The sequence below is a fragment of the Halalkalibacter sp. AB-rgal2 genome, from assembly GCF_041821005.1.
Classification (GTDB): Bacteria; Bacillota; Bacilli; order Bacillales; family Bacillaceae_D; genus Halalkalibacter.
Genome location: NZ_JBGUAV010000006.1, coordinates 153847 through 179502 on the forward strand (window position 1 = coordinate 153847; position 25656 = coordinate 179502).

The window sequence follows — 25656 nt, forward strand, 5'->3', positions numbered from 1 at the left end:
TATAAAAGAAGGTGAAAAAATGAAAAAAATTATAAATCCAATTTTAACAGGATTTAATCCTGATCCGTCTATTATTAGAGTGGAAGAGGACTATTATATTGCGACGTCAACCTTTGAATGGTTTCCTGGTGTGCAGATCCACCATTCACAAGATTTAATAAATTGGAACGTAATCACTCACCCTGTTGGTGAGAAGCAGATAGATATGATAGGGGATCCAGATTCTGGTGGGGTGTGGGCACCGTGCTTGAGCTATGATAATGGTGTCTATTATTTAGTGTATACAGATGTCATTAGTCATATGGGGCCTTACAAAGATACTCATAATTATTTAATTTCAGCAACCGATATTATGGGGCCATGGTCAGATCCAGTTTATTTAAATAGCAGCGGATTTGATCCTTCGTTGTTCCATGATGATGACGGAAAGAAATGGATTTTAAACATGATATGGGATCATCGTAAAAATAAGAATTCGTTTGCAGGGATTGTTATGCAAGAATACTCAGAAAGAGAAAAGAGCTTAGTAGGTCCGATCTATAACATCTTTAAAGGTACCGAGCTTGGTTTGACGGAAGGTCCACACATTTATAAGCATAATGGCTATTATTATTTAATGACTGCAGAAGGGGGAACTAGATGGGATCATGCGATAACCGTTGCTCGTTCGACTCAATTAACTGGCCCTTATGAAGTAGATCCTCAAAGTCCAATGCTAACATCTGCTTATAAGCCTGAGCTAGAGCTGCAAAAGGCTGGACACGGTAGCCTCATAACAACTCCTAATAATGAGCTCTATCTTGTTCACTTATGCGGACGACCTGTAAAGCCATCAGGGAACTGTATTCTCGGTCGGGAAACGGCAATTCAATTGTGCGAGTGGACAGAAGAAGGTTGGCTTCGACTAGCTAAAGGTGGCAATGATCCTCAAGTTACAATTGCTGCTCCTCCATCACCTGAATATCGAATTCATTCAACAGCGGGGCGTGTGGACTTTTCTGTTGATCAACTACCTATTGAATTTCAATCGTTGCGAGAGCCACAGTATGAAGGTTGGCTATCATTAAAAGACAGACCGGGATTTCTCCGTTTGAAAGGGAGAGAGTCATTATATTCAACACAGCGCCAAAGCTTAATTGCGAGAAGACAACAAGCATTTTCGGTAGAGGTGGAGACAGTCATGGAATATGAACCGGAATGTTTTCAACAAATGGCGGGATTAATTTATTATTACAACACGAAAAACTATCATTATTTATTCGTTAGTTATGATGAAGAGTTTGGCAAGTATTTAGGGATTATGTCGAGTAATCGTGGAGTCTATGAAGAACCTATACAAGATTGGGTATCGCTAGAAGAACATAAGAGCATCTATTTAAAAGCGGATATTCATCATGAAGAGATGCGATTTTCTATTTCAACAGATGGTCAGCAATGGGATGAAGTAGCTCCAACGCTAGATGCGAGTATTATTTCCGATGAAAATGCTGAACTTGTGAAGGATGGAGTTGCTCTTGATCAAGGATTTACGGGAGCATTCGTAGGACTGTGTGCTCAAGATTTAAGTGGGCGCAAGAAGCATGCTGATTTTAATTATTTTCAATACCGTGAGCGTTAGAGGGGAGTTTAGCATATGAGTGGAAAAATGAAAGCAGCTGTTTTAAATAAGCCACTAGATATTGAAGTGAAAGAGAGAGACGTTCCAACGATCAATGAAAATGAAGTGTTAGTAAAGGTCCATTGTATTGGTGTTTGTGGCTCTGATGTTCATTATTATGAGCACGGGAAAATTGGACGTTACGTTGTAAAGGAGCCGATTATTTTAGGGCACGAGTTGGCAGGTGATGTTGTAATAATTGGAGCGTCGGTCTCTCATCTTAAGGTAGGTGACCGTGTCGCAATTGAACCTGGTGTGACGTGTGGAACGTGTCAATATTGCAAATCTGGTCGCTATAATCTATGTCCTGATGTCGTCTTCATGGCAACACCTCCTGTAGATGGGGCTTGGGCTGATTATGTCAAAATTCGTGCAGATTTCGCCTTCAAATTACCTGATTCAATGAGCTTTGAAGAGGGAGCGTTATTAGAACCGTTATCAGTTGGTTTTCATTCAATGATTCGAGGTGAGGTTAAGCCATCTGATCGCCTGTTCATAAGCGGCTTAGGACCAATAGGCTTACTAGCTGTACAAGCAGCAAAATTATTTGGGGTGACTGAAATATATGCAAGCGACGTTGTCCCATTTCGGAGGCAGTTGGCTGAAGAGCTTGGCGTAACAGCCGTTCTAAATCCGTTAGAAGGAGATGTGAATCAGCAGCTTACAGACGACTTGACAAGCGAAAATGGGATTGATGTCGTGATTGAAACATCAGGTAATGCTAGTGCAGTCGGTGACACGGTTCATGTCGTGAAACGAGGTGGGCGGATTGTGTTAGTCGGTATGCCGGTTCAAGATGAGATCCCATTGAATGTCAATCAGCTAATTGATGCTGAATTAAATGTTCATGGAGTATTTCGCTATGTGAATACGTACCCTGCTGCGATTCAGTCGTTATCAAACTCTGACCTATCCATTGAAAAAATCATTACTCATAAATATGCGCTTAAAGATATTAAGAAAGCGGTTGAAATGGCTAGAACAGCGAAGGATACAAGTATTAAAATTATGATTTATCCGAATGAGGAGAATGTGTAGATGACAAGCTACAATCAGTCGATTTTTATCACAGGTGGAGCGAGAGGGCTGGGGTTGGAGCTATCAAAGAAGTATTTAGGGGAAGGATTTCGTGTCTTTGCTGGAATTCGTCAGTCTAATCGAGTGACCGATCAATTAGAAAATCTTTATCCTAAACAATATATAGTAATTCAAGTCGATGTTTCCGATGATCAATCCGTTACTGAAGCTACAGTTAAGATCAAAAAGCATGCCGATCAATTAGACGTTGTAATTAATAATGCGGCTGCTCGCTTTAAAGAAACGCTTTTATCTTTAGATGCCATTGATATTGATACGTCGTTGAAAGCTTTTAATATCAATACACTAGGTCCTTTAAGAGTGGCTAAGAATTTGGCTGATTTAATCAAAAAGGGCGAAATGAAAGTTTGGGTTAATATCTCTTCAGAAGCGGGGAGTATAGCGAATTGTCAACGAAACAGTGAGTTTGATTATTGCATGTCAAAGGCTGCTCTTAATATGCAAAGTGCTCTTTTACAAAATGAGTGGAAGGAAGATCAAGTGAAGGTTTTGGCAATTCATCCAGGATGGATGAAAACGGATATGGGAGGAGAGAGGGCTCCTTTAAGTCCGAGGGAATCAGCACAGGCAATCTATGAAACGATTAAGAAAAATAAAGAAAATGTCGATAAGTCAACCTTTATCGATTACGAGGGTACGCCATATCCTTGGTAATTTTGGAGCGGATGGAGTGAATACGAATGAGAGAAAATCTATTTTACAATGCGCACCACTCACCAATTGGAGCATTTGCTAGTTTTACTCTTGGTTTTAAAGGGGCGAAAGGTGGATTAGGGCTGGAGCTTGATAAGCCGGCAAATGAAAATGTGTACATTGGATTAGAAAGTAGAGAAACGGGTTATTATGAAGCGTTGCCGTTCTTTGGGGATAATGCAGAGGACTTAGCAAGATTTGCGGTGGGGAACGGTGAAGCAAGCGGAGGAGAACAATTGATTCGTCACTTTGTTGATGATGAGATTAATAGAGAGCTCAAGCTGGGTACGGATACGTGGAAAGCTGGAGATTTAGAGTTTACAATCTATAATCCAGTTCGATCGGTGCCTGATCCAGCAGAAGCATCAGCAGGTGAGTTGAAAGACGCCATTTTGCCAGCGGTTTTCGTCAAGATGACGATTGATAATACGAGTAGTGATAAGGAAAGAAGAGCTTTCTTTGGTTATCAAGGTAATGATCCATATACGGCAATGCGCCGATTAGAGGATACGAATGAAGGTGAATTTGTTGGTGTTGGTCAAGGGAGACAGACGGCGATCGTGTCGAAAGAGGAAGGCGTAGGGGCTGGACAAGCCTTTTCGATTGAAAAGCTTTTAACGGTTGACCACGATGTGAATTATGGCTTTGGTTTAGGGCGTGTTGGTGGATTGTTAATGAAAGTACCTCCACGAACGAAGAAGGAATACACGTTTGCCGTGTGCTTTTATAAAGGAGGTTGGGTGACAACAGGAATTGACACACGCTATACGTATACTCGCTTTTTCTCCTCAATTGAAGATGTGTCAGCATATGCCCTTTCACATTTTGATAGACTCACATTAATATGTGAAAAAAGGAATCAATTGATTGAAAAGGAACATCTTTCTGAAGAACAACAATTTATGCTTGCTCATGCGATAAAAAGCTATTATGGGAACACCCAGCTTTTAGATGATCGTCAAGGGAATCCAATTTGGGTTGTGAATGAAGGCGAGTATCGTATGATGAATACATTTGATTTAACCGTCGATCAATTGTTCTTTGAATTGAAAATGAACCCGTGGACCGTGAGAAATGAGCTAGAGCTGTTTATCGATCGTTATAGTTATTATGATGAAGTAAAATTTCCAAATGGGGGAGAACGTTATTCTGGTGGAGTTAGCTTCACCCATGATATGGGGGTGGCCAACTCGTTTTCAAGGCCGGGACATTCATCTTATGAGGTAGCGGGCATTGATGGTTGCTTTTCATATATGACGCATGAACAATTGATTAATTTTCTCTGCTGTGTGACGGTGTATGTAGAGCAGACAGGGGATGAGACATTTCTTGAGAAGCATAAGGGCTTAATGAAGGAAGCTTTTACGAGCATGCTTCACCGTGATCATCCGGATCCGCATAAGCGAAATGGAATTATGGGTTTGGATAGCTTAAGAACAGCAGAGGGTGCGGAAATTACGACATATGATAGTCTAGATGTTTCGCTAGGGCAAGCTCGAAATAACAGCTATATCGCCTCTAAATGCTGGGGGATGTATGTTACGCTTGAGAAGTTATTTAAGCAACTCGGTGAAGGTGACTTATCTGAACAAGCGCAAATTCAAGCGAAAAAGTGTGCAACCATGCTAACCAATCAAATGACTAATGAAGGCTATATTCCTGGGGTTATTTTAGAAGGAAATGAATCGAGGATTATTCCTGCCATTGAAGGATTGATTTTCCCATATTTTACAGGTTGTGAACAGGCTCTTAGTCAAGAAGGGCCATACGCTTATTACATCAAAGCACTTATCAAACATATTCATACGGTGCTAAAGCCGGGAGTTTGTTTGTTCGAGGATGGGGGTTGGAAGCTATCATCGACAAGTGACAATTCATGGTTAAGTAAAATTTATCTATGCCAATTTATCTATCGTCACATTCTCGGTCAAGAGTGGGATGAAGCAGGTCGTACAGCGGATCGAGCACATGTGAAGTGGCTGAAGCATCCTGAATTATCTTACTGGAGCTGGAGTGATCAAATTATTGCGGGGGAGATAGCGGCAAGTCGTTATTATCCACGTGGGGTAACGAGTATTTTATGGTTACTTGAGGAATAGAAGTTGCTAGGGCTAAGGATTGCTAATCGATTTTTGGCCTTTTTTTGTGCTCGAAATTAAATGTATAATTAAAGATATGAAAATCAAATAGAAAGGATGAAGAAGTTGATCCGAATTAAACAGCTTCATCACGTTAGCCTTGTATGTCGCGATTTACAGCGATCAGTCGTATTCTACCGTGATATGATTGGTTTGGAACAAATAGAACGTCCTGATTTTGACTTTGAGGGGGCTTGGTTTGCACTAGGGGCAGGGCAGCTTCATCTCATTGTTGATGAGGCACGTATTCCGAACAATCCGTTAGAACCGCATTCACGAAATCCCCACTTTGCTATTCGTGTAGAGGATTACAATGAAACGGTAAAGTGGCTGAAAGAGAATGAAATTGAGATGATAGAGAAGCCTCATAGTAAAAGTGGCTTCGCACAAATTTTCTGTCAAGATCCAGATGGTTACTTGATTGAACTACATGTACCACAAGAGGAGCTTCGTAAATCGTTATAATTGTTAGCGCTTGATGACCACACAATGGCATCCGAGCGCTTCTTTTTTATCATTCTTTCGTTGAGAACCACCCCACTTGTTTAACTGTATCCTCGTTTTTCACCAAATAATAATAGGTTACTTCAGGTTCGTCTTCAAACGTCACTCTGATGTAGTATGGGTTTAAATGTTTATAACCTTCCTCTCGATGTGGCACAGTTGTGATTGTCCACTTTTGTTGTGGATGTTGCTCGATCAAATAATTTTCTAGAAATACTATTTGTTTGTTTACTTGTGAATCAATCCAATATGGGCGTGCGAAAAAAAAGAGTGTATACAGGCAAAGGATGATGGTGATTAAGAGCAAGCCCATCTTTAGCCCTTTTTTCTTCAAAAAAAGGGAGGCAATTATGATGATTCCAATGATAAGTCCGACAATAATGAATTCAATCCAAATGGTAGGGTGCATAAGCTCGCCTTCTTTTAAAGAAAAAGTATTTGCTCTATTTTAGCATAAGAGTGAAGGGCAAGAATGAAAATTAGGACAAAAGTATGATTAAGAACGGAGAACAGACTCTTGAGATTCTAAAAGTTTTATAGTAATGTTAATTTTGAAGCGAATATTTCATTTATTTATTAATATTAATAAATGTACATCTTATTAATGGAGGTGCGAATTAACTGAGGAATTGTAAGCGTTTGCTTTTGTAGTTAAAAGCAAATAAGTAAGAAACAACATGATGAAGCTCCGATGAATCAATATATTATGGAGAGGGGTTTAAAAAATTGAAACGAAAAATAGTCAAAAAAAGTGTTCTTTTGTTGTTAATGTTTTTATTAATCATACCTAGTTATTCATTTGCGAATGATTCAAGTGGGGAGCGGGAGATCCCGCAATTTAATGAGGCATCTGCACATGACCCGTCGATTATTAAGGTAGGCGATACGTATTATGCGTTTGGAACTCATATTGATGCTGCTAAATCACCTGATTTAATGAGGTGGGAAAACTTCACAAATGGGTATACAACACCGAATAATACGTTATTTGGCGATTTGTCAGAGAACTTAGCCGGTTCATTTGAATGGGCTGGAGAAGATGATGCGGATAGTGCCGGTGGCTTTGCGGTATGGGCGCCAGAGGTAATCTGGAATGAGCATTATGTTCATGAAGACGGTTCAACAGGCGCTTATATGATGTATTATAGTGCGTCTTCTACTTATATTCGCTCAGCGATTGGCTATGCAGTAGCGAAGGATATTGAAGGACCTTATGAGTATGTTGATACGATCATGTATTCAGGGTTCTTTGATCATGAAGCTTATGATAATAATAGCTCAGTAAATAAAGAATGGACTAATACGAATATACCTGAATTGATTGAGCAAGGTGTATTCGATGAGAAAAATGAGGACTGGTTTACCGAGGATGGACGTTATAATTATAACTTGTATACAAACGCCATTGATGCGAATCTCTTTTTTGATGAAGACGGTAAGCTTTGGATGACATATGGCTCTTGGGCTGGAGGTATCTTCATTTTAGAGGTGGACAAGCAGACGGGGCAGCCAATTTACCCCGGCGAAGATGGTGTGACGGAAGATGGCCGGATGATTGATCGTTACTTTGGAACGAAAATTTCTGGCGGGTATGGCCGTTCAGGAGAAGGGCCTTATGCTGTGTATGATGAAGAGACAGGTTACTACTTTCTATATGTAACATATGGCTGGCTCGGAGCGGATGGTGGATATCATATGCGCCAGTTCAGAGCAGAAAGTCCCGAAGGTCCGTATGTAGACGCTGCTGGAGTGGAGGCGGTATTACCAGATGAATTAGATGATGGATTACCAGCTAACAGAGGGGAATCATTTGAGCATGCAGGTCACGGAAATAAACTAACAGGTAACTTTATATTTAAACGAGATTTAGGTGAGCCAGGAACAGGGATTGGTGTTGGCTACATGTCCCCTGGGCATAACTCTTATTATATTGATGATGAGACGGGGAAAGAGTTCAATGTGTTTCATGCGCGCTTCCCTGAATCAGGTGAAATGCATCAAATTCGCGTTCATCAAATGGTTAAAAATAGTGAGCAATGGCCAGTAATTACGCCACATCGCTATGCAGGTGAATCGGTTGATGCGGTGACATCTGATGAGGTGTCAGGAGCGTACAAATATATTAATCATGGAAAGGATATTTCTGCTGAGTTAGTTGAATCGACTTGGGTGAATCTTGAAGAGAATGGTACGATTACGGGTGCTGTTGAAGGAACATGGGAGCTTTATGACGACTACCGTGTCTCGTTAACGATCGAAGGAGAAGCTTCTAGCTTCGACGGTGTCTTCCTTGAACAATGGGATGAAGTTTCAGAAAGCTGGGTTATGACGTTTAGTGCGTTATCTTCAGACGGAGTGACTGTTTGGGGTAGTAAAGCAGAGAGTGGCTCTGATGAGGATGTACTATCTTCTATTAAAGAGGAACTCAACGTACTCATTCCGGAAACGGTAATCAGTCATTTAACGTTGCCGACTGAAGCGGTTCGTGGTGCACAAATCGAATGGGCTTCATCAAATGAAGAGGTTATTTCAACTGAGGGTCATGTGAATCGACCAGAAATAGGTGATGAGTCAGTTGAATTAACTGCGACGATTTCATTAAATGATGAGGTAGCCGAATGGAGCTCGACGGTGACGGTTTTGGCTGAAACAGAAGGACGATTAGCGGCCTACTATGATTTCGATGGTCAATTAAGTGACTTGACTGGCAACTTTGAAGACGGTACGGTAACGGGAAATCGATTGAATAATGAGGGTGGTCAGATTACGTATGAGGAAGGGGTTGTAGGAGACGCCGCTTACTTTGATGGAGAATCGGGTATTCGATTGCCAAATGGGTTAATTTCGAGTAGTGCTTATTCTGTTTCCTTTTGGCTAAATCCTGAGGAGTTAACTGATTTTACGACAACCTTCTTTGGAGCACGTACAGAGAATAATTGGGTGAGCCTTGTTCCGCGTGGTCCAGTTGGTGGTGAAACGATGATTTGGTCTGGCGGCTCCACCTTCTATGACGCTCCATCAGGAACGACGATTGAAACTGGAGAATGGACGCATGTTACGTTCACCGTTGAGGATGGTACGATTACGATATACTTGAATGGAGAGCCGGTCTTTACTGGAGATGACTTCCCGAATGTCTTTACTACGACAGATGCGGAATTTGCTCTCGGTGTGAACTATTGGGATATTCCTTACCAAGGATTAATGGATGAATTGATCATTTTCGACGGTTCTGCATTAACGGCGGAAGTGGTTGAAGAGCTTTTTGAAAATCCAGGAAGCTTGCGTCCAAGCGATGAAGAGCCCGAAGAACCAATAGAAGAAGATCCTAATGGCGAGGGGACAGAACCTGAAGGAGATGGTGGCGATCCAGAAGGGGAGGAACCGAAACCTGAGGATAATGGAAAGGATCCTAATGGGGACAAGATTGGAAATGGTGACGGTGTTTCTGATGATGATAACGATGAGAAGGTAACGAATGATGATGAAAAAGAAGAGCAGTTAGGGAAAGATGGTAGTGATGGTGAACGATTACCAGAAACAGCTACAAATGCTTTCAATGCGCTTCTAATCGGGGCGTTGCTTCTAATCATGGGGATGCTTGTATTTATGATCAGACGAAAAGCATCAGTGAATGAGTAATAGGTTGAGGTGTTCTCTCTGTTGAACAGAGGGAACGCCTTTTTTAAATCTGTTATTTTGGAGAATTGAATGATCATGGCATAGAGGTTGCTAGTGGCATAGAGCTGAATAAAAATTATTAAACTGCACAGAATGAATTCGTTTCCGTAGAAGGGTAAACAAGAAACACAGAGACTTATCAACTCTGTGTTTCTTGACGTTTTCTTTGACTTGAGTGCGCGATTAAAGTAGGTAAATACTCAGCTTTACTTACTCCAATTTCTTTAAAGGCTTTTTTGCAGGTCCTTCTAGCACATCGCCAGTGTAGGAAAATCTTGAGCCGTGACATGGGCAGTCCCAGCTATGCTCGCCGTCATTCCAATGAAGCTCACAGCCCATATGTGTGCACGTTGTATCGATGACATGGAGCTGTCCTTGCTCATCTCGGTAAGCACCAGCTCGTTTTCCCTCTACAGAAACGACAGCTCCTTCTCCTACATGCACATCCTCAGGCTGTCGATTCTCTTGATCGAGCTTGCCTTTTAAAAGCTGTTTGGCTACATCGGCATTTTGTGTTATAAATTGCCGCAAGCTAGGGTGTGACGCGAAGCGTGATGGTCGGAATAGAGCTTCATAACGATTTTCGCGCTTCATAACCAAATCTGTTAATAGCAGGGCGGCGGCAGTACCGTTTGTCATGCCCCACTTTCGATAGCCTGTTGCAACAAAGACGTTCGGATATCCACGAGAGATTCGCCCTATGTAAGGAATCTTATCAAGTGTTGTTAAATCTTGCGCTGACCATTTGTACGAAAGCTCAAACTCTGAAAACAATTCATTCGCAAATTGCTCTAATGCTTCATAATGGAAAGCCGTATCAACTTCTTGCCCGGTTTTGTGTGATTCTCCACTAATGATCGCTAGCTTTCGGTTGTCGACCATCGTGTAGCGTATTGAACGAGTTGGAGAATCAATGCTGTAATACATTCCATTTGGACATTCGTCATCAGGAACATATCCTGCGATGACATATGAACGATCAGCATACATTCGTGAAAAGTATAATCCATTTCCATCGATACACGGGAAATGAGAAGCAATAATGACATTGTCAGCAGAGACTAAATGATCTGTAGTCGTGTGAACGGTTTGCTTCTTTCCTTTTTTAACATCGTTCACGACGGTCTGTTCATACATATGGACACCTAATGATTGGCACTTTTCAACGAGTTGATTAATATATTCAATTGGATGAAACTGCGCTTGCTGTTCCATCTTAAGTGCCGCTTTAACGGGTATGTTGTTTAATGGTAATGTATCGAGCCATTCGCTGTTTACGCCCATTTGTTTATAGGCTTCAAATTCCCTTTCGAGCTTACTGACGCCACGATTCATCGTCGTGTAGAGTATGGCATCTTCCTTTGTGAAATGGCAGCTAATCGCTTCATTAGTAATGAGCTCTTCGATAAAATGTAGAGCTTCGCTTTCAGCTTCATAATACAAACGAGCGGTATCAACGTCAAAATGTGAGCGTAACTCATCATAGATAAGGCCGTGCTGAGCGGTAATCTTTGCTGTTGTATGACCTGTTGTTCCATTAGCTAGTTCACTTGCTTCAAGTAGAGCGACTTTCTTTCCTTCTTTCGCTAAAAGGTAAGCACTCGTCAAACCTGTCATTCCTCCGCCTACAATGGCTACGTCGACATCGAGGTCTTCGTTTAAGGATGGAAAGGAAGGTATAGAAGTTGATGCGTGCCAATAAGGATCTGGTGAAAGTTGTTCAAGTGAATGAGATATCTTCATTATAGTGACCTCCAACTAATTCTTTTTCCTATCTTTACTGTTCCCTCTTACAACATTTCCATGTATAAAAACGTGTTAGTCGAACAATAAATAATGATGTAAGGGTAAAGGGAGGGAGGTAATATAAATAAGAAGAAAAAATAAATTGTATCTTGTTCTAGGAAGTGGTATGATTAGAGATGTTTTCTAAATAGTAGTGTATAGCTATTATTAATACAAATTTAAAGGAGATTATTTATTTGGCAACTTTTTATGATTTTGAGTTAGACCATAGAGTCGTTCGTGCATTAACAGATATGGGTTTTAGTGAAGCGACTCCTATTCAAACAGCAACCATCCCTAAAGCACTTGAGGGAAAAGACATTATTGGGCAAGCCCAAACAGGAACAGGTAAAACAGGAGCCTTCGGTATTCCTTTAATCCATCGTATTGATGTTGGTGAAGAGCATGTTCAAGCACTTATCCTTGCCCCTACACGAGAGCTTGCGAATCAGGTCGCAGAGTCCCTCGTTTCATTTGGTAAGCATAAAGGCGTTCGTACGGTTGTCGTGTATGGTGGCCAGGACATGCGTAAGCAAATTCGCGATTTGAAGCGAAAGCCGCATATTGTCGTGGCAACACCAGGTCGTTTAATGGACCATATGAGAAGAAAGACGGTCCGTTTACAGCAGGTGGATACGGTTATTCTTGATGAAGCAGATGAAATGTTAAATATGGGCTTCATTGAAGATATTGAAACGATTTTGAAGGAAGTCCCGACAGAGAGACAGACGTTGCTTTTCTCTGCTACGATGCCAAAGCGAATTGAGAAGCTTGCACAGCAATTTATGAGCAATCCTGAGACCATTGCAGTGAAGGCAAAAGAAGTGACGATGGAAAACATTGAACAAGGCTATGTTGAAGTTCATGAAAAAGAGAAGTTCGATGTGTTTACTCGTATGCTTGATATCAATAATCCTGAACTAGCAATTGTGTTTGGTCGGACGAAAAGACGTGTCGACGAATTAGCGGAAGCGTTAGGGAAACGTGGTTATCGTGCAGAAGGCATTCATGGTGATTTAAATCAAGCTAAGCGTGATAGTGTTTTGCGCAAGTTTAAGCTTGGATACATTGATGTACTAGTTGCTACAGATGTTGCTGCTCGTGGCTTAGATATTAGCGGTGTCACACATGTGTATAACTTTGATTTACCACAAGATCCTGAAAGCTATGTTCATCGTATCGGAAGAACGGGACGTGCAGGGAAATCGGGTGTAGCTATTACATTTGCTACTCCACGTGAGATGGATCATGTAAAAGTGATAGAGAAGATGTCGAAGAAGAAGATGACAAAGCTTCATAAGCCGACACATGATGAAGCCGTTGCGGGTCAGCAGGAAATCGCGATAGCAGAAATACGAAAAGCGATTAATGATGTTGACAGTGATGCGTATCGTGCAGTCGCAAAAAGCTTATTGCAAGAAACCGACGCAACAACCGCTCTAGCTGCTGCACTAAAGCTATTAACGAAAGAGCCGGATGCCACTCCGGTGAATTTAACAGCTGAAGCGCCATTACGAGTGAAGAAGCGTCGTGACGGTGGTGGTGGCGGTGGTAAACCGTATCGTGGTCGTCGAGATGATCGTCGTCGTTCTAATTCACGCAAGGATGATCGCGGGAATAGAAGACAAAGTGGAAGCCGACCAAATAAAAAGCGTACCTATTCTAAAAATGCATAACAATGTATGAACATACATGACAATTGTTAAGGAATTGTTTAATGATTATAAAGAAATGGTTGATTGGCTTGTCAGCAATGAGGGATCTTGCTACATTATAAGTGCAAGTGTTATCCCCTTACCCTTTTATTGGAATGCTGCAATAACCAGCAGACCACACAGTAGTTCATTCTATTGTGAGTTAGCTATCCGATCCGTTTAAAGGCGGGTCGAATAGCTCTTTTTTTTAACAGAAACGAAACGATGCTTTATTTTATGCTGAGAAATGATGTCAGATTTAGCCATCATTTAACATGTAAGTGTTGATATTGCGCTGTTTTCTTATAAAAAGCCTCCCTCTCCGTTCACATTTCGTTCACAATTAATTTCCTTCCTTTGTAAGCTCTTACATCCTTGCTGTTTTCAAAAAAACCCTCATTTAATGAATTCAGAATATTTTCATTGTATAGACAGTTGAATAATATTTGTTTGTCAGATTATCTGACATACCCGTTGCGCGGAAGTCGAGAAAATCATAAAGTAGACGTAACAAAACGATGTCACAAAACATTACATGAAAAGGAAGTGTTAGAGGATGGCAGTATCTACACCGACAAGAGAGAGTTTAATTGAGTCTATTAAGGAGACAATTAAAGAGAAGCATGTTGAGCTTTTACACGTACAATTCGTGGATATCGAAGGAACGTTAAAGAATGTTACGGTTACTTCTGAACAGATTGACCAAGTAGTTGAAGGGAAAACAATGTTTGATGGTTCTTCTATAACTGGTTTCACACCTATTAACCAATCAGACTTATATTTAGATCCAGATTTAACATCATTTGCAGTACTACCTTGGACAGAGCAAGATGGTTATTCTGAAGCTCGTTTCTTATGTAGTGTAAAGAAGCCTGATGGTTCTGACTTTGAAGGGGACCCGCGTAACGTACTAAAAAAAACAGTAGAGCGTGCTAAAGATCACGGTTATTCCATTAGCGTAGGTCCTGAGCTTGAGTTCTTCTTATTCGAAACAGATGAGTATGGTCAACCAACTATGCGTACACAAGACGTTGGTGGTTACTTTGAAACATCACCGAAGGATTACGGTGAAAAGGTTCGTCTTGAAATCTATAAAGCTTTGAAAATGATGGGCTTCACGATTGAAGCATCTCACCACGAAGTTGCAATTGGTCAGCATGAAATTAACTTCAAGTATTCGGATGCACTAGGTTCTGCTGATGCAGCAACAACTTACAAATGGGTTGTTAAGACAGTTGCGCAACAATTCGGTTACCATGCAACGTTCATGCCTAAGCCACTTTCTGGTGAAAACGGAAGTGGAATGCACACAAACGTTTCTCTATTTAATATCGAGAAGCAAGAGAATGCCTTTTATGATGAGTCTGATAAGCTAGGATTATCTGAAACAGCTTACCAATTTATCGCTGGTTTAATGACGCATGTTAAAGATTTTGTTGCAGTTACAAATCCACTAGTTAACTCTTACAAGCGTCTAGTGCCTGGTTATGAAGCACCTTGCTATATTGCTTGGTCTGCATCAAACCGTTCAGCGTTAATTCGTATCCCGGCTACTCGTGGAGCAGGAACTCGTGTTGAGATCCGTTGTCCAGATCCAGCTGCGAACCCGTATTTCGCATTTGCAGTTGTCGCTTCTGCTGGGTTAGATGGAGTGGAGCGCAAGTTAGACGTATCCTCTTCAACAGATGCTGATATTTTCAGCATGAGTCAAGAGGAAGTCGACGCTCGTGGCATTGAGAACCTTCCTACAAGCTTAGAGGCTGCAGTGGAGCGCTTTGCTAACGGAGAAATCGGACCTAAGACATTAGGTGAGCATGCGTTTGGCGAGTATGTTGCACTTAAGCGTGCTGAGTGTGATGACTATCGTCTTGCCGTAACAGATTGGGAAGTAGCAACTTATCAAGCTAAGTTTTAATGATAATGAAAGAGAGTGGCCATTGTGTCACTCTCTTTTTTGCTTTCCGGTTAGACGTCATTGCACAGGGCTATTTAAGAAAGGTGTTGTGCTTTTTTCTTGTGTGAGTTTATTTTTGGTTTATGAAATAGACGTGTAAACAGAGCTGTTTTTGATGTTGTGAAAATCAACAAACCAATCCATATGAAGATAAAAGAAATAAATTGAACAAGGCTAAACGGTTCGTTGTAAACAAAGATACCGAGTAAGAGCATTATCGTTGGTCCAATATATTGTAAGAAACCAATGAGAGATAATGAAATTCTCCTTGCGCTAATTGCGAAAAGTAATAACGGTATGGCCGTAACGGCTCCTGCCCCGATTAACAGTCCACTCATTGTTAAATCTTCTATTGTGAAAGCTTGGCTATATGTCGGTTGACGATAAAGCCAGATGATGAATATTAGGGCAAAGGGCGTCATTAAGAGCGTCTCGATAGTCAGTCCGACCATTGCTCCAACTTGAACGAGCTTCTTCATTAGACCGTAAATTCCAAACGATAAAGCAAGCACGAAGGCCACCCATGGAACGACACCATAATAGCTTGTCATAATTGTAACGCCAATAAAAGCAAACCCGACGGCGTACATTTGATAACGTGTAAAACGCTCCTTCAGAAATAGAAAGGAAAGAATAACATTTAATAAAGGATTAATATAATAACCGAGACTTGCTTCGATGACACGGTCATGGCTAACAGCCCAGATAAACACAAACCAGTTCAATGAAATGAAGCATGAAGCGAGTATCATCCCGATTGCTGGTTTCCAGTTTGAGAATATACGCTTTAATTCGGCTAAACCTACTCGTAATTGTCGTTTCCATGTTAAGATAAGGAGCATGAAGAGAAGGGACCAAATGATTCGGTGTGCTAGTACTTCTGCTGCTGAAACGGGTTCAAGTAGCTTCCAGTAAAGTGGGAGAACCCCCCATAAAATATAGGCGAAGATTGCTGCGAGTATCCCTGTTTTGTAATCAGATTGAGTCATGATGTATTCGTCCTCTCGTGAACGCCCCGTCAAAGTGTGGGTTTTTTATTTTTCGCAATAGTAAAAGGGTGTGCTCGTTCTAATTGAGGCGCTATTGCTGAAACTATTGTACACAAATAATAAGAAAATAACGATAATAACGACTTGGAAAAAAGGAGTAGAACATGAAGAAAATAAAGGCTGTTATATTTGATATGGATGGAGTGATTTCAAATACGATTCCGCTTCACTATATCGTGAATAAACGTGTAGCGGATCAGCTAGGGATAGAGTATAGCCACGAATGGAATATGAGTATGCAAGGCTTAAGTCGTACGGATACGGTGAAGGAAATCGTCGCTGCATCAGGAAAGAACGTCACGCAGGAAGAGTTTGAAGAGCTATGTGATCAAAAAAATAAACACTACAGAAATTTATTGGGAGGGATAACAGAGAGTGACGCCCAGCCTGGAATTCGTCCCTTTATCGAGCAGTTAAGTGAGCTTGGTCTTCCACTGGTTGTTGCTTCAGCAAGTCGGAATGCCCCTTTTGTATTAACGCAGCTGAAGCTAAAAGGCTATTTCAAGGACATTGTTGATGTGACAACGTTAAAGCGCGGGAAGCCTGATCCTGAAATTTTTTTGAAGGCGGCTGATTTAGCAGGGGTGAAGTCAGGTGAATGTGTCGCAATTGAAGACGGAGCACCAGGGTTAAAGGCGATCCTCCAAACAGATATGTATGCGGTTGGAGTCGGTGATTATGATTATTTAAAGGAAGCAGATGCTCATTTTCGTTCAACGGAGGCCATGACGGTTTCGGCGTTAGAAAAGCATTTAAATCAAAAGGGATGGACGTTATATGAATAAATGGATGGATGTTCATAATGATTGGCGTGACGTGTTGGCTGAAGAGCTAAGAAAGCCTTATATGAAAGAATTGCAAATGTTTCTAGAGCAAGAATACGAAAACCATACCGTCTATCCGAACTCTAATGATTTATTTCAAGCGTTGAAGCAAACCGCTTATCATGAAACGAAGGTAGTCATTTTAGGACAGGACCCCTATCATCAACCAGGTCAAGCACATGGCTTGAGCTTTTCTGTACGAAAGGGTGTTAAGCTACCTCCGTCACTGCGAAATATTTTCAAAGAATTAGAAGCGGATGTTGGATGTTCAGCGCCTAATAAAGGAGATCTGACTCATTGGGCGCAGCAGGGTGTCCTACTATTGAATACCGTCTTAACCGTTAGAGAGGGAGAGCCTCAATCTCATCAAGGGAAAGGATGGGAAAGGTTTACCGATGCGATGATTCAATCCTTTAATAATAGGGAAGTGCCTGTCATTTATGTACTATGGGGGAAATCAGCTGCGACGAAGCAAGCGATTATTGCCCCACATCACGATGTGTTAATAGCTCCTCATCCTAGTCCATTGTCTGCTAGAAGAGGCTTCTTTGGAAGTAAGCCTTTCTCAAAGGTCAATCAATTTTTATTGGCACGTGGAGAAGAGGAGATTAACTGGGAAATTCCAAGTGACTAGATGGAAAAGGGTGTCTGATTAAGGAAAGATTGTTGAGCCGTTTTTTATAGAATTAGAATCTATAAGTAATTCTCCATTTTAGTCGCTCCCGATAAACGGCAGAGGGATGGGTGGAGACGGGTGCAAAGGTTAAGTGCTGTATGTGGTTCCTCATTCCTCTATTTCGGCTTCTATTGCTTATTTTGGCCTCATTTAGCTCAAATAGCGGAATGAGGATTCCTTTTTCTTCTCAGGAAGCGGGATTTCTCCGATTTAGCGGAATGAGGATTCCCTTTGTTCTTTGTGAAGATATTCGCAGGATTCGTTGGGCGCGCTCGGCAGCTCATAAACACTTGAACCCGTGAAACGGCTCCGCATATTAGAAAAGACGCTAACGCGTTTTTCTTATAGGACAACAATAACTTTAAAGAGATCTCCATCAACCTCAATATCTAATTGACCTCCGTGCAAATCAACAATAGACTTAGCGATAGCTAGCCCAAGACCAGACCCTTCTGTATGGCGGGACGTATCCCCTCGTTTAAAGCGTTCGAACAATTCATCGACACTTCCGCCTAGTTCGTATTTTGTGACATTTTTAAAAATGATCACAGCCGTTTCCTTCTTTTGTTCAATTGAAATATATACTCTAGTATGCTCGAGTGAATAGTTAAAAATATTCCCGATTACATTATCGAACATTCTCCATATTTTCTGGCCGTCCACATTTGCATAAATCGGTGTATCAGGTGTAGAAATACGGAACTGTAGGCTAGATTCATTCATAGCCTCATTATATTCCGCAAGAGCCTGTTGAAGTAGTTGAACAAGGTCTACCTGTTTCTTTTCTAATTCGATATTTCCACTGGCCATTTTGGATGCTTCAAATAAATCGTCGATTAACACCTTTAATCGTTTCGATTTGCGATCAATAATTTCAGTGTATGCCTCACGATCATCCTTATTAAGATCAGCTGATTTTAGTAATTCAACGTACGTGATAATGGAAGTTAAGGGTGTACGCAAATCATGACTGACATTAGAGATAAGCTCTGTTTTTAAACGTTCACTTTTTGCTTGCTCTCGTTGAGAAGTTTTCACACCAGACTTAAGAGTATTAATGTGCCGCGCATGCTTAGCAAGCATCGATTTTCCCTTTTCAGGAAGGTTGGATTCAAGCCGTCCATTTGCTAGCGCCTCAGTATGCTTCACAATTCGATTGAAGAAACCAATTTGTTTAAATAGAAGAAATAGCACTGGGAGTCCAATGATGACAAAACCGATCCCATATGGAATGATAAGGAAGGACTCCATAAATACAAGTGAGAACGCTAATCCAAACCCGAATGTAATAGCGAGTAATAGAATCACTTTCGTTGCCAGATGTCTGTTGGCAAAAGCATCCTGTAACGTTAACCAGCCTCTATATAGTAATGCTTTTTCCCATTTTTCTTTTCTTTTAAATGGATCTTTCATAAAATCTTTTAGTAAGACAGCTTGAACTAGTGTACCTGCTACAAAAAAAGTGTTTAGCAATAAATATTTTATCCCTCTCGACAGAAACGAATAGAATTGATTCATTAAGTCATAAGGTGAAAAAATGGTTTGAGTAATACTACTAGCGGCTACGATCGCAAAAAATCCAAATAATAATAATTGAATATCGATTGGCAAGCGATCATGATAGCTTTTTAGGCGAGATAGGTCGATGGAATGAATAGGATTCCGTCTTCGATACATAAAATAAGCAGCAAATAAAGCTGAAAATCCTAGTGCTCCCAGTGTTAAATAATAAATTCTCCAATTTTGGTAGCTTTCAAAGTGGGACTGTATGATGCTATTGCTTTGTAGTGATTGAGGGACGGCAATTTTCCCTTCGAATTCTCGATTTGGTAGCTCTATAACACTCATATCGATATCGTAATATACATCTGCTATACCATAATGTGTCGTAGATAAATAACGATTATTAGATGAAGGATAATGTTCGATATAATGCATATCATTCGCGTTAAAGAAGCTATTCATCTCATCTGGAACTAGCTCAATATTCGTAAACACTTCCCCTGACTGAATATCGGTTAAATAATAGTGAAAGCTAGATGATAGGTTGTCAAATTCAGAGCGATTATTTTCTAATTGTCGATAATAGTCATCAATGATTTGTTCCTTTTCTTTAATAACCTTTTCCCTAACGTAATCATCATTTGAGAAATTGCTAGAGATATCCTCTATTTTTCTTTCTCTTTCCTCTATCAATGCATCTGCTACGGTTTGGTTGTCGTTGTCAAGTGCCTCTGTAATTCGGCTCTCGTATTGATCATGTATACTAGCGAGTTGCGTAGAAAGATCTCCATAGCGATAACGATACTCTTCTATTTCATCGTTGGTTACTGTAATGAGGGCTTTCACTTGCTCTTTTGGTAATTGATTTAATTCATAAATACTGAGTTTCGTAATGAAATCTTCGAAATGATGATCAAATTCGGCCGTATTAAAATAGTTTTTCATATAATAAGGTCCATGCGAAACTAGAGTGACGACACCATTAAGACCAAAAGTTAGTAAAAGAAACCAGCTAACGACGAGTAATCTATTTTTCCATTTTGTATCCAATTCCCCATACCACCTTTAAGTATCTCGGATTTTTCGGATCGATTTCAATTTTTTCTCGTATCTTTCGAATATGAACGGCGACTGTATTCTCGGCATTATAGCTTGGTTCATTCCACACTCGTTCGTAAATATCGTTAATTGAAAATACACGTCCTGCATTTCTCATTAATAATTCGACAATTTTAAATTCAATCGGTGTTAGCTTGACAATTTCTCCATGCGCTTTCACTTCTTTAGCCTCTGGGTCAAGTGTTAATCCAGATAAATCAATGACTTTATTTGTTCCTTCGTATGTACCAAGGGTGACATATCTCCTTAATTGTGATTTCACTCGAGCGATTAATTCGAGTGGGTTAAAGGGCTTTGTTACATAATCATCAGCTCCTACTTGCAAGCCTAAGATTTTATCCGTATCCTCACCCTTTGCACTTAAGATAATTATGGGAATATTCTTCTGTTCTCTAATTTTAAATGTTGTGGCGATCCCATCAAGCCGTGGCATCATGACGTCTAAGACGATCAAGTGTATCGTGTGCTCATTTAATTTTTCTAACGCTTCAATTCCGTCCTGAGCCTGTAGGACCTCATTTCCTTCGTTTTTCAAATAGATTTCAATAGCCTCTCGAATTTCCTTGTCGTCATCAACGACTAAAATGGTAAATGAATTCATCGTTTTCCTCCTCTCAACTATCCTTTCGATCATATTTGCTACTGGATTACCTTTATGTTAAACGACAAAACTTAATATTTACTGCTGTTAAATCTTAAGATTTCCTTAATTTCATTTGCTACATACGGAAACGCTTCAAGTGACGAAGAACAATACTCTGAGTTACCGCAAATGAGGACACTGTATTATAGCATTGTTTTCTACACATCTAACTCCTTACTCTAAGCCAATGATGATAGAAATGAAAGAAAGGAGAGTGGGAAATCTTCTCAAATCGAATTACTGTGTCAGATAAACTGACAACATTGTAGAAGCGATATGTGAGGTACGTATAATAAGAGTTAACAAATGATGTTAGCTTCTTTAACGCTGACTCGTTTTTAATTTTGAGAGGAGAGAATATCATGCCAGAAATAGCACTTATGGATAATTTATGGGTCATGATTTGTGCAGTATTAGTTTTGTTTATGCAAGGGGGATTTATTTTACTTGAAGCAGGTTCGACTCGAATGAAAAATGCGGGTCACATTGCTGGAAAGACAATTTTCACAGTTGGTATAGCATCCTTGGTATATTGGGCAGTCGGTTGGGGATTTGCCTACGGTGAAGGGAACTTATTCATAGGATTATCTGATTTCTTCTACGGTGACTTCGCAACAGCAGAGGAAGGATTAGTCGGTTCAGTTGATTTCTTCTTCCAAATGATGTTTGCGGCGATCGCTTTAACGATTGCGTTTGGTGGCTTTGCTGAGCGTGCGAAATTATCTGTATATATTATCTTTGCAGTCTTATTCTCAGCGTTAGTGTATCCGATCGTTTCACACTGGATTTGGGGTGATGGTTGGTTAGCAGAGCTTGGTAAGCAAGATTTCGCTGGTTCGACAGTTGTTCACTTAACAGGTGCGATGGCAGCCTTAGCAGCTACGATTCTATTAAAGCCTCGTCTTGGTAAGTTTAACAAAGATGGCTCTTCGAATGATTTAGCTGGTCACAACCAAGTGTATACAGCATTAGGTGTTATGATTCTTTGGGTAGGTTGGTTTGGATTTAATGCTGGTAGTACGTTAGAGGTTGATGGTGCGTTCTTTGGTTATGTTGCTCTTAACACACAATTAGCAGCAGGTGCAGGTGCGGTTGCAGCGATGTTCATTATATGGGCTGTTTCCGGTAAGGCAGATGTACCTACAATGTTAAATGGGGCGTTAGCAGGTTTAGTTGCGATTACAGCATCTTGTGCGTTCGTTGCTCCTTGGGCGGCAGTTGTTATTGGTTTAATTGCAGGTCTAATCGTTTATGCAAGTATGAGATTCTTTGATAAAGCGAAAATCGACGATCCGATCTTTGCCTTATCTGTCCACGGTGTTGCAGGTATTTGGGGTACAATTTCAACAGGTTTCTTTGCTACTCAAGAGTTAGCTGATCTGGTTGGTGGTCGCGCTGGTTTATTCTATGGTGGTGGCTTCACACAATTAGGTGTTCAAATTGTCAGTGTTGTAGCTTGTGGTCTCTTCGCATTCATTGCTTCTTACATTTTGCTTAAGATTACTGGAGCTCTTACTGGTGGATTACGAGTATCTGAAGAGGAAGAAATTGTCGGTCTTGACTTAAGTGAGCATGGTAGCTATGGTTACCCAGAAAATATGCCTGGTCAAGGTACGAACACAGGCGCGTAATATGAGTGAGATGTCTGAGGGTTTACAACGTGATTGGAATCAGCATTTAAAAGAGCTTCTAGATGAACGAATGAAGGTTATCCATGATTACACACATACCTCAGCTTCTTTACAACGAAGTCATGATTTGATTATGAAGAAAGCGGTCAGTCTCGCGCTTAAAAGGACAGAAGGTGAGTGGGGAGAGAGTCCCACTCACTTTACGTTCTTTCTTATGGGCAGTGGAGCAAGGCTAGAGCAAGCCTTTTGGAGTGATCAGGATCATGGCATCATTTATGAAGGAGAGAGTGAGAGGCATCGAGATTATTTTGTACTACTAGGTCAAAACATCGTCGATGCACTTAGTCAAGTAGGGTATGAGCCGTGTGATGGCAACGTGATGGCCTCGAATAGGAAATGGTGTATGTCGCTTGATGAATGGAAGAAGCAATTGACTGGTTGGTTGAAGGAGAATAGATGGGAGTCACTCAGGTATACGCTAACATTCTTTGATTCTCGTGTATTGACCGGCGAAGAAAAGCTGTTATATGAGTTGAAAGGGTACCTCTTTTCCTGTATAGAGGAGCATCCATATTTATTAAAGCGATTTACGGAAAATACAGGTCGACTTCGCAAAGGAACTGGATTATTCAATCAATTGTTAGTTGAAACGAAAGGGAAGCATCAAGGGTTGTTTGACTTAAAGCAAATTGTCCTTTTCCCTTATGTGAATGGAATGCGATTGCTTGCATTAAAGCATCAGATTTATGAACCGTCTACTCTTGAACGGTTTGAGCAGCTGCCGGAAGTTCATCAAGCTATTAAGCATAAGCAAAAATCGTATGAAAGGTTGTTAGAAAAAAGAATCGAATGGACAAAAAATGTGCAGGAATACGATCGAGTGCATCATTTATCATTGAAGGATATAAGTGCAGAGGATCAAAAGCAATTGAAGGAATGGGTTAGAGAAGGTCACCGGTTGTATCGAGAAATCGAAAGGGCATTTAAAGAGGGTGAATGGACATGATGAACAACATGGTTCAACTAGTGAAGCAACTATCTGGCAAGCTAAGTCCAAGCGTGTATACGTCCTTGCAGCAGCAATCCGCTGCTGCGAGGCATTCACAATTACGACAAATACAGCGAGAGTTGAAAAAAGACGATGTGTTAGAGCGCCCTCTTTCTGAACTGCCATTTGTCATCTTTGACTTTGAGACGAGTGGCTTTTCGCCTGATAAAGGAGACAGTATCTTATCAATTGGTGCTGTTAAAATGAAGGGTGATGAAATCCTTGAGAAGGAAACATTCTACTCAACGGTGTATAGTGAAAATCCTTCGGAAGAAGTTCTTCAATTAACAGGGCTAACGAAAGAGGAGCTGATCGATTCAAAGCCGTTGTCGGATGTGTTGCCTATATTTTATGAATATATAGGTAAGTCCACACTGGTTGCTCATCACGCTAGTCATGAAAAGCGATTTATGTCGCACGCTACATGGCAATTGTTACGTACGACCTTTGTCCATCGAATTTTGGATACATCTTTTTTAACGAAGGTCGTCCATCCTTCGTTAAAGCTGGTGACATTAGATGAATGTTGTCGTCACTACCAAATTCCCATTCACGTACGCCACCATGCAATGGAAGATGCACTTGTCACCGCGAAGCTATGGCAAAAGAATATACGTCTTGCTAAAGAGTTAGGGTATGAAACGTTGCAGGAGGTTTATACGTATTTGGCTCGCCAACAACGATCAACATGATTGGATGAACGACAGGAAGGAGAGGGCAGGAGTGAAGTCAGAAATTCCACGCAAGCAAGCATGTTTACCCATCCGAGTTGTGATGGATATGACCAACTTAACTGCCCGACAAATTCGGTACTACGAGGAGCAAGGGTTGGTTAAGCCAGTCCGTAATGATGGGAACCAACGGATGTTTTCGTTAGAGGACATCGAGACGCTCCTGGAAGTAAAAGCTTTAATTAAACAAGGGGTGAATATTGCCGGTATTAAGGCGATCTTTGCATCAAGGGGTCAGGAACATGCCTGATCCTTTTTTGTGTGTTATTCTATGAGGAGAATTGATTGAAAGAGAGGGCCTTTCTATGAATGTATCAGCTAAGAAGATTGTAGAGCAATTAGAGCAGGAATTAGCACTTTTGAAACGGGCAACGGAACATGGACAAGCAGATATTGTAAAGGAGAAAGCGATAGTCATTGAATCTTATTGTCGGCTGTTAAAGGGGACGAGTACTGATTCTGCGCGTCCTATGCAACCTTTGTCTCCTATCCAATCGCAGCCGTCTATCGCACAAACGCATGTTGCGTCTCATGATTCATCAATGGAATCTTCTTCTCCTACGCCTCCTAAATCCAATTTACTTGATTTTTAGATCTGGTCATTTTTCCATTCAACCAGTACAGCGTAATGCCGTGATTCCTCGTCATCAATGTAGTTTGGTAGAGCTTTAAGTGGAGTCAGACCTTGTTTTATCATAAAGGTAAGCACTAAATCCTTGACTTCCCCTGCTTGAACGGCTTGGATATAGGTTTGTACGTCGAGTTCGTCTGCATACTGGTGGTAATTTGGAATACGGCATCCAGCTAAAAATCGTTTATACCCATTTTGACGCACAAGCGCTTTTCTTGCTTCGTACAATGCTGTAGCTATCCCTTTACTGCGATAACTAGGGCGTACGCATAAATCAATACCATAGAGGCTATCACCGTTAGGGTCAAAGCTATTTGTCATGTATCCTTGATCGGCGACTTCTTCCCAGGTGTGAGGTTTTCCTGTGTAATGAATTAATGTTGATGTAGCGGATCCAACAATGACACCATCGAGCTCAGCTATAATAGCTCCTTCTGCAAAAGTGTTCATATGTGCGGTGATTTGGTCCTTTGACCACCATAGTTCTTCAGGGAATGGTGGAGGAAAGGCCTCCTTCTGAATTGTAAGTAAAGCCTCGAAATCATCTAATGTATACATACGAGTCTTAATGATAGACATTTGCTCGCTCCTTATCTG

20 protein-coding genes and 1 pseudogene are annotated in these 25656 nt (G+C 40.8%); 15 read left to right on the forward strand and 6 right to left on the reverse strand.

What is annotated here, in order from left to right; genetic code table 11:
- Positions 1-19: 19 nt before the first annotated feature.
- The 5 genes from ACERJO_RS07300 (at position 20) to ACERJO_RS07320 (ending at position 6051) form a co-directional block, all read left to right on the forward strand.
- A complete protein-coding gene (locus ACERJO_RS07300) occupies positions 20-1618 on the forward strand; it encodes a glycoside hydrolase family 43 protein (protein ID WP_373647076.1) in 1599 nt (532 codons plus the stop codon).
- Positions 1619-1633: 15 nt separating this feature from the next.
- Positions 1634-2695, forward strand: a complete 1062-nt coding sequence (locus ACERJO_RS07305) for an NAD(P)-dependent alcohol dehydrogenase (protein ID WP_373647077.1) — start codon at positions 1634-1636, stop codon at positions 2693-2695.
- Positions 2696-3409: an SDR family oxidoreductase gene (locus ACERJO_RS07310; RefSeq protein WP_373647078.1), complete on the forward strand. Its 714-nt coding sequence runs from the start codon at positions 2696-2698 to the stop codon at positions 3407-3409.
- 26 nt (positions 3410-3435) lie between these two features.
- Positions 3436-5547: a glycoside hydrolase family 52 protein gene (locus ACERJO_RS07315; RefSeq protein WP_247101884.1), complete on the forward strand. Its 2112-nt coding sequence runs from the start codon at positions 3436-3438 to the stop codon at positions 5545-5547.
- A 105-nt stretch (positions 5548-5652) separates the two neighbouring features.
- On the forward strand, positions 5653-6051 hold the full coding sequence (locus tag ACERJO_RS07320) for a VOC family protein (RefSeq protein WP_247103057.1): 399 nt from the start codon (positions 5653-5655) through the stop codon (positions 6049-6051).
- Between the two features lie 49 nt (positions 6052-6100).
- Here ACERJO_RS07320 and ACERJO_RS07325 read toward each other — a convergent pair whose 3' ends face one another.
- Positions 6101-6499, reverse strand: coding sequence for a hypothetical protein (locus ACERJO_RS07325; protein WP_373647079.1), 399 nt, complete (start codon positions 6497-6499; stop codon positions 6101-6103).
- Between the two features lie 317 nt (positions 6500-6816).
- On the opposite strand from ACERJO_RS07325, the gene ACERJO_RS07330 reads away from it, so the two are divergent.
- The gene (locus tag ACERJO_RS07330) at positions 6817-9732 is read left to right on the forward strand and encodes a LamG-like jellyroll fold domain-containing protein (protein WP_373647080.1); all 2916 of its coding nucleotides are present in this window, start codon (positions 6817-6819) and stop codon (positions 9730-9732) included.
- A 249-nt stretch (positions 9733-9981) separates the two neighbouring features.
- On the opposite strand, the gene ACERJO_RS07335 is transcribed toward ACERJO_RS07330, so the two are convergent.
- Entirely contained in the window at positions 9982-11514 is a 1533-nt protein-coding gene (locus ACERJO_RS07335; RefSeq protein WP_247101890.1) for an FAD-dependent oxidoreductase, read from the reverse strand.
- 239 nt (positions 11515-11753) lie between these two features.
- Between ACERJO_RS07335 and cshA the strand changes: the two genes are divergently transcribed.
- Positions 11754-13232 carry a degradosome RNA helicase CshA gene (gene cshA / locus ACERJO_RS07340; protein WP_247101893.1) on the forward strand — a complete coding sequence of 493 codons (1479 nt, stop codon included), beginning with the start codon at positions 11754-11756 and terminating at the stop codon, positions 13230-13232.
- 574 nt (positions 13233-13806) lie between these two features.
- Positions 13807-15165: a type I glutamate--ammonia ligase gene (gene glnA, locus ACERJO_RS07345; RefSeq protein WP_373647081.1), complete on the forward strand. Its 1359-nt coding sequence runs from the start codon at positions 13807-13809 to the stop codon at positions 15163-15165.
- Positions 15166-15239: 74 nt separating this feature from the next.
- Here glnA and rarD read toward each other — a convergent pair whose 3' ends face one another.
- Positions 15240-16193, reverse strand: coding sequence for an EamA family transporter RarD (rarD, locus tag ACERJO_RS07350; RefSeq protein WP_373647082.1), 954 nt, complete (start codon positions 16191-16193; stop codon positions 15240-15242).
- Positions 16194-16357: 164 nt separating this feature from the next.
- On the opposite strand from rarD, the gene pgmB reads away from it, so the two are divergent.
- Positions 16358-17038, forward strand: coding sequence for a beta-phosphoglucomutase (gene pgmB / locus ACERJO_RS07355; RefSeq protein ID WP_373647083.1), 681 nt, complete (start codon positions 16358-16360; stop codon positions 17036-17038).
- Positions 17031-17711: a uracil-DNA glycosylase gene (locus ACERJO_RS07360; protein ID WP_373647084.1), complete on the forward strand. Its 681-nt coding sequence runs from the start codon at positions 17031-17033 to the stop codon at positions 17709-17711. The genes pgmB and ACERJO_RS07360 overlap by 8 nt, the downstream gene beginning before the upstream one ends.
- 384 nt (positions 17712-18095) lie before the next feature.
- Here ACERJO_RS07360 and ACERJO_RS07365 read toward each other — a convergent pair whose 3' ends face one another.
- Together ACERJO_RS07365 and ACERJO_RS07370 are read right to left on the reverse strand one after the other, a co-directional pair.
- Entirely contained in the window at positions 18096-20306 is a 2211-nt protein-coding gene (locus tag ACERJO_RS07365; protein WP_373647085.1) for a sensor histidine kinase, read from the reverse strand.
- On the reverse strand, positions 20284-20976 hold the full coding sequence (locus ACERJO_RS07370; RefSeq protein WP_247101935.1) for a response regulator transcription factor: 693 nt from the start codon (positions 20974-20976) through the stop codon (positions 20284-20286). Before ACERJO_RS07370 ends, ACERJO_RS07365 begins: the two co-directional genes overlap by 23 nt.
- 404 nt (positions 20977-21380) lie before the next feature.
- Between ACERJO_RS07370 and ACERJO_RS07375 the strand changes: the two genes are divergently transcribed.
- From ACERJO_RS07375 to ACERJO_RS07395, 5 genes and pseudogenes are all read left to right on the forward strand, one after another.
- A complete protein-coding gene (locus tag ACERJO_RS07375) occupies positions 21381-22649 on the forward strand; it encodes an ammonium transporter (protein WP_247101938.1) in 1269 nt (422 codons plus the stop codon).
- A 1-nt stretch (position 22650) separates the two neighbouring features.
- Positions 22651-23655 (forward strand): DUF294 nucleotidyltransferase-like domain-containing protein, encoded by a 1005-nt coding sequence (locus tag ACERJO_RS07380; RefSeq protein WP_373647086.1) that lies wholly within the window; start codon positions 22651-22653, stop codon positions 23653-23655.
- Positions 23652-24389 carry an exonuclease domain-containing protein gene (locus tag ACERJO_RS07385; RefSeq protein WP_373647087.1) on the forward strand — a complete coding sequence of 246 codons (738 nt, stop codon included), beginning with the start codon at positions 23652-23654 and terminating at the stop codon, positions 24387-24389. The genes ACERJO_RS07380 and ACERJO_RS07385 overlap by 4 nt, the downstream gene beginning before the upstream one ends.
- Before the next feature lie 31 nt (positions 24390-24420).
- Positions 24421-24660: pseudogene (locus ACERJO_RS07390) on the forward strand (MerR family transcriptional regulator); the annotation flags it as partial.
- A 73-nt stretch (positions 24661-24733) separates the two neighbouring features.
- Complete coding sequence (locus tag ACERJO_RS07395; RefSeq protein ID WP_247101946.1) at positions 24734-25021, forward strand: DUF5327 family protein; 288 nt, start codon at positions 24734-24736, stop codon at positions 25019-25021.
- Here ACERJO_RS07395 and ACERJO_RS07400 read toward each other — a convergent pair.
- A complete protein-coding gene (locus ACERJO_RS07400; protein ID WP_373647088.1) occupies positions 25018-25638 on the reverse strand; it encodes a GNAT family N-acetyltransferase in 621 nt (206 codons plus the stop codon). The genes ACERJO_RS07395 and ACERJO_RS07400 overlap by 4 nt on opposite strands.
- Positions 25639-25656 lie beyond the last annotated feature (18 nt).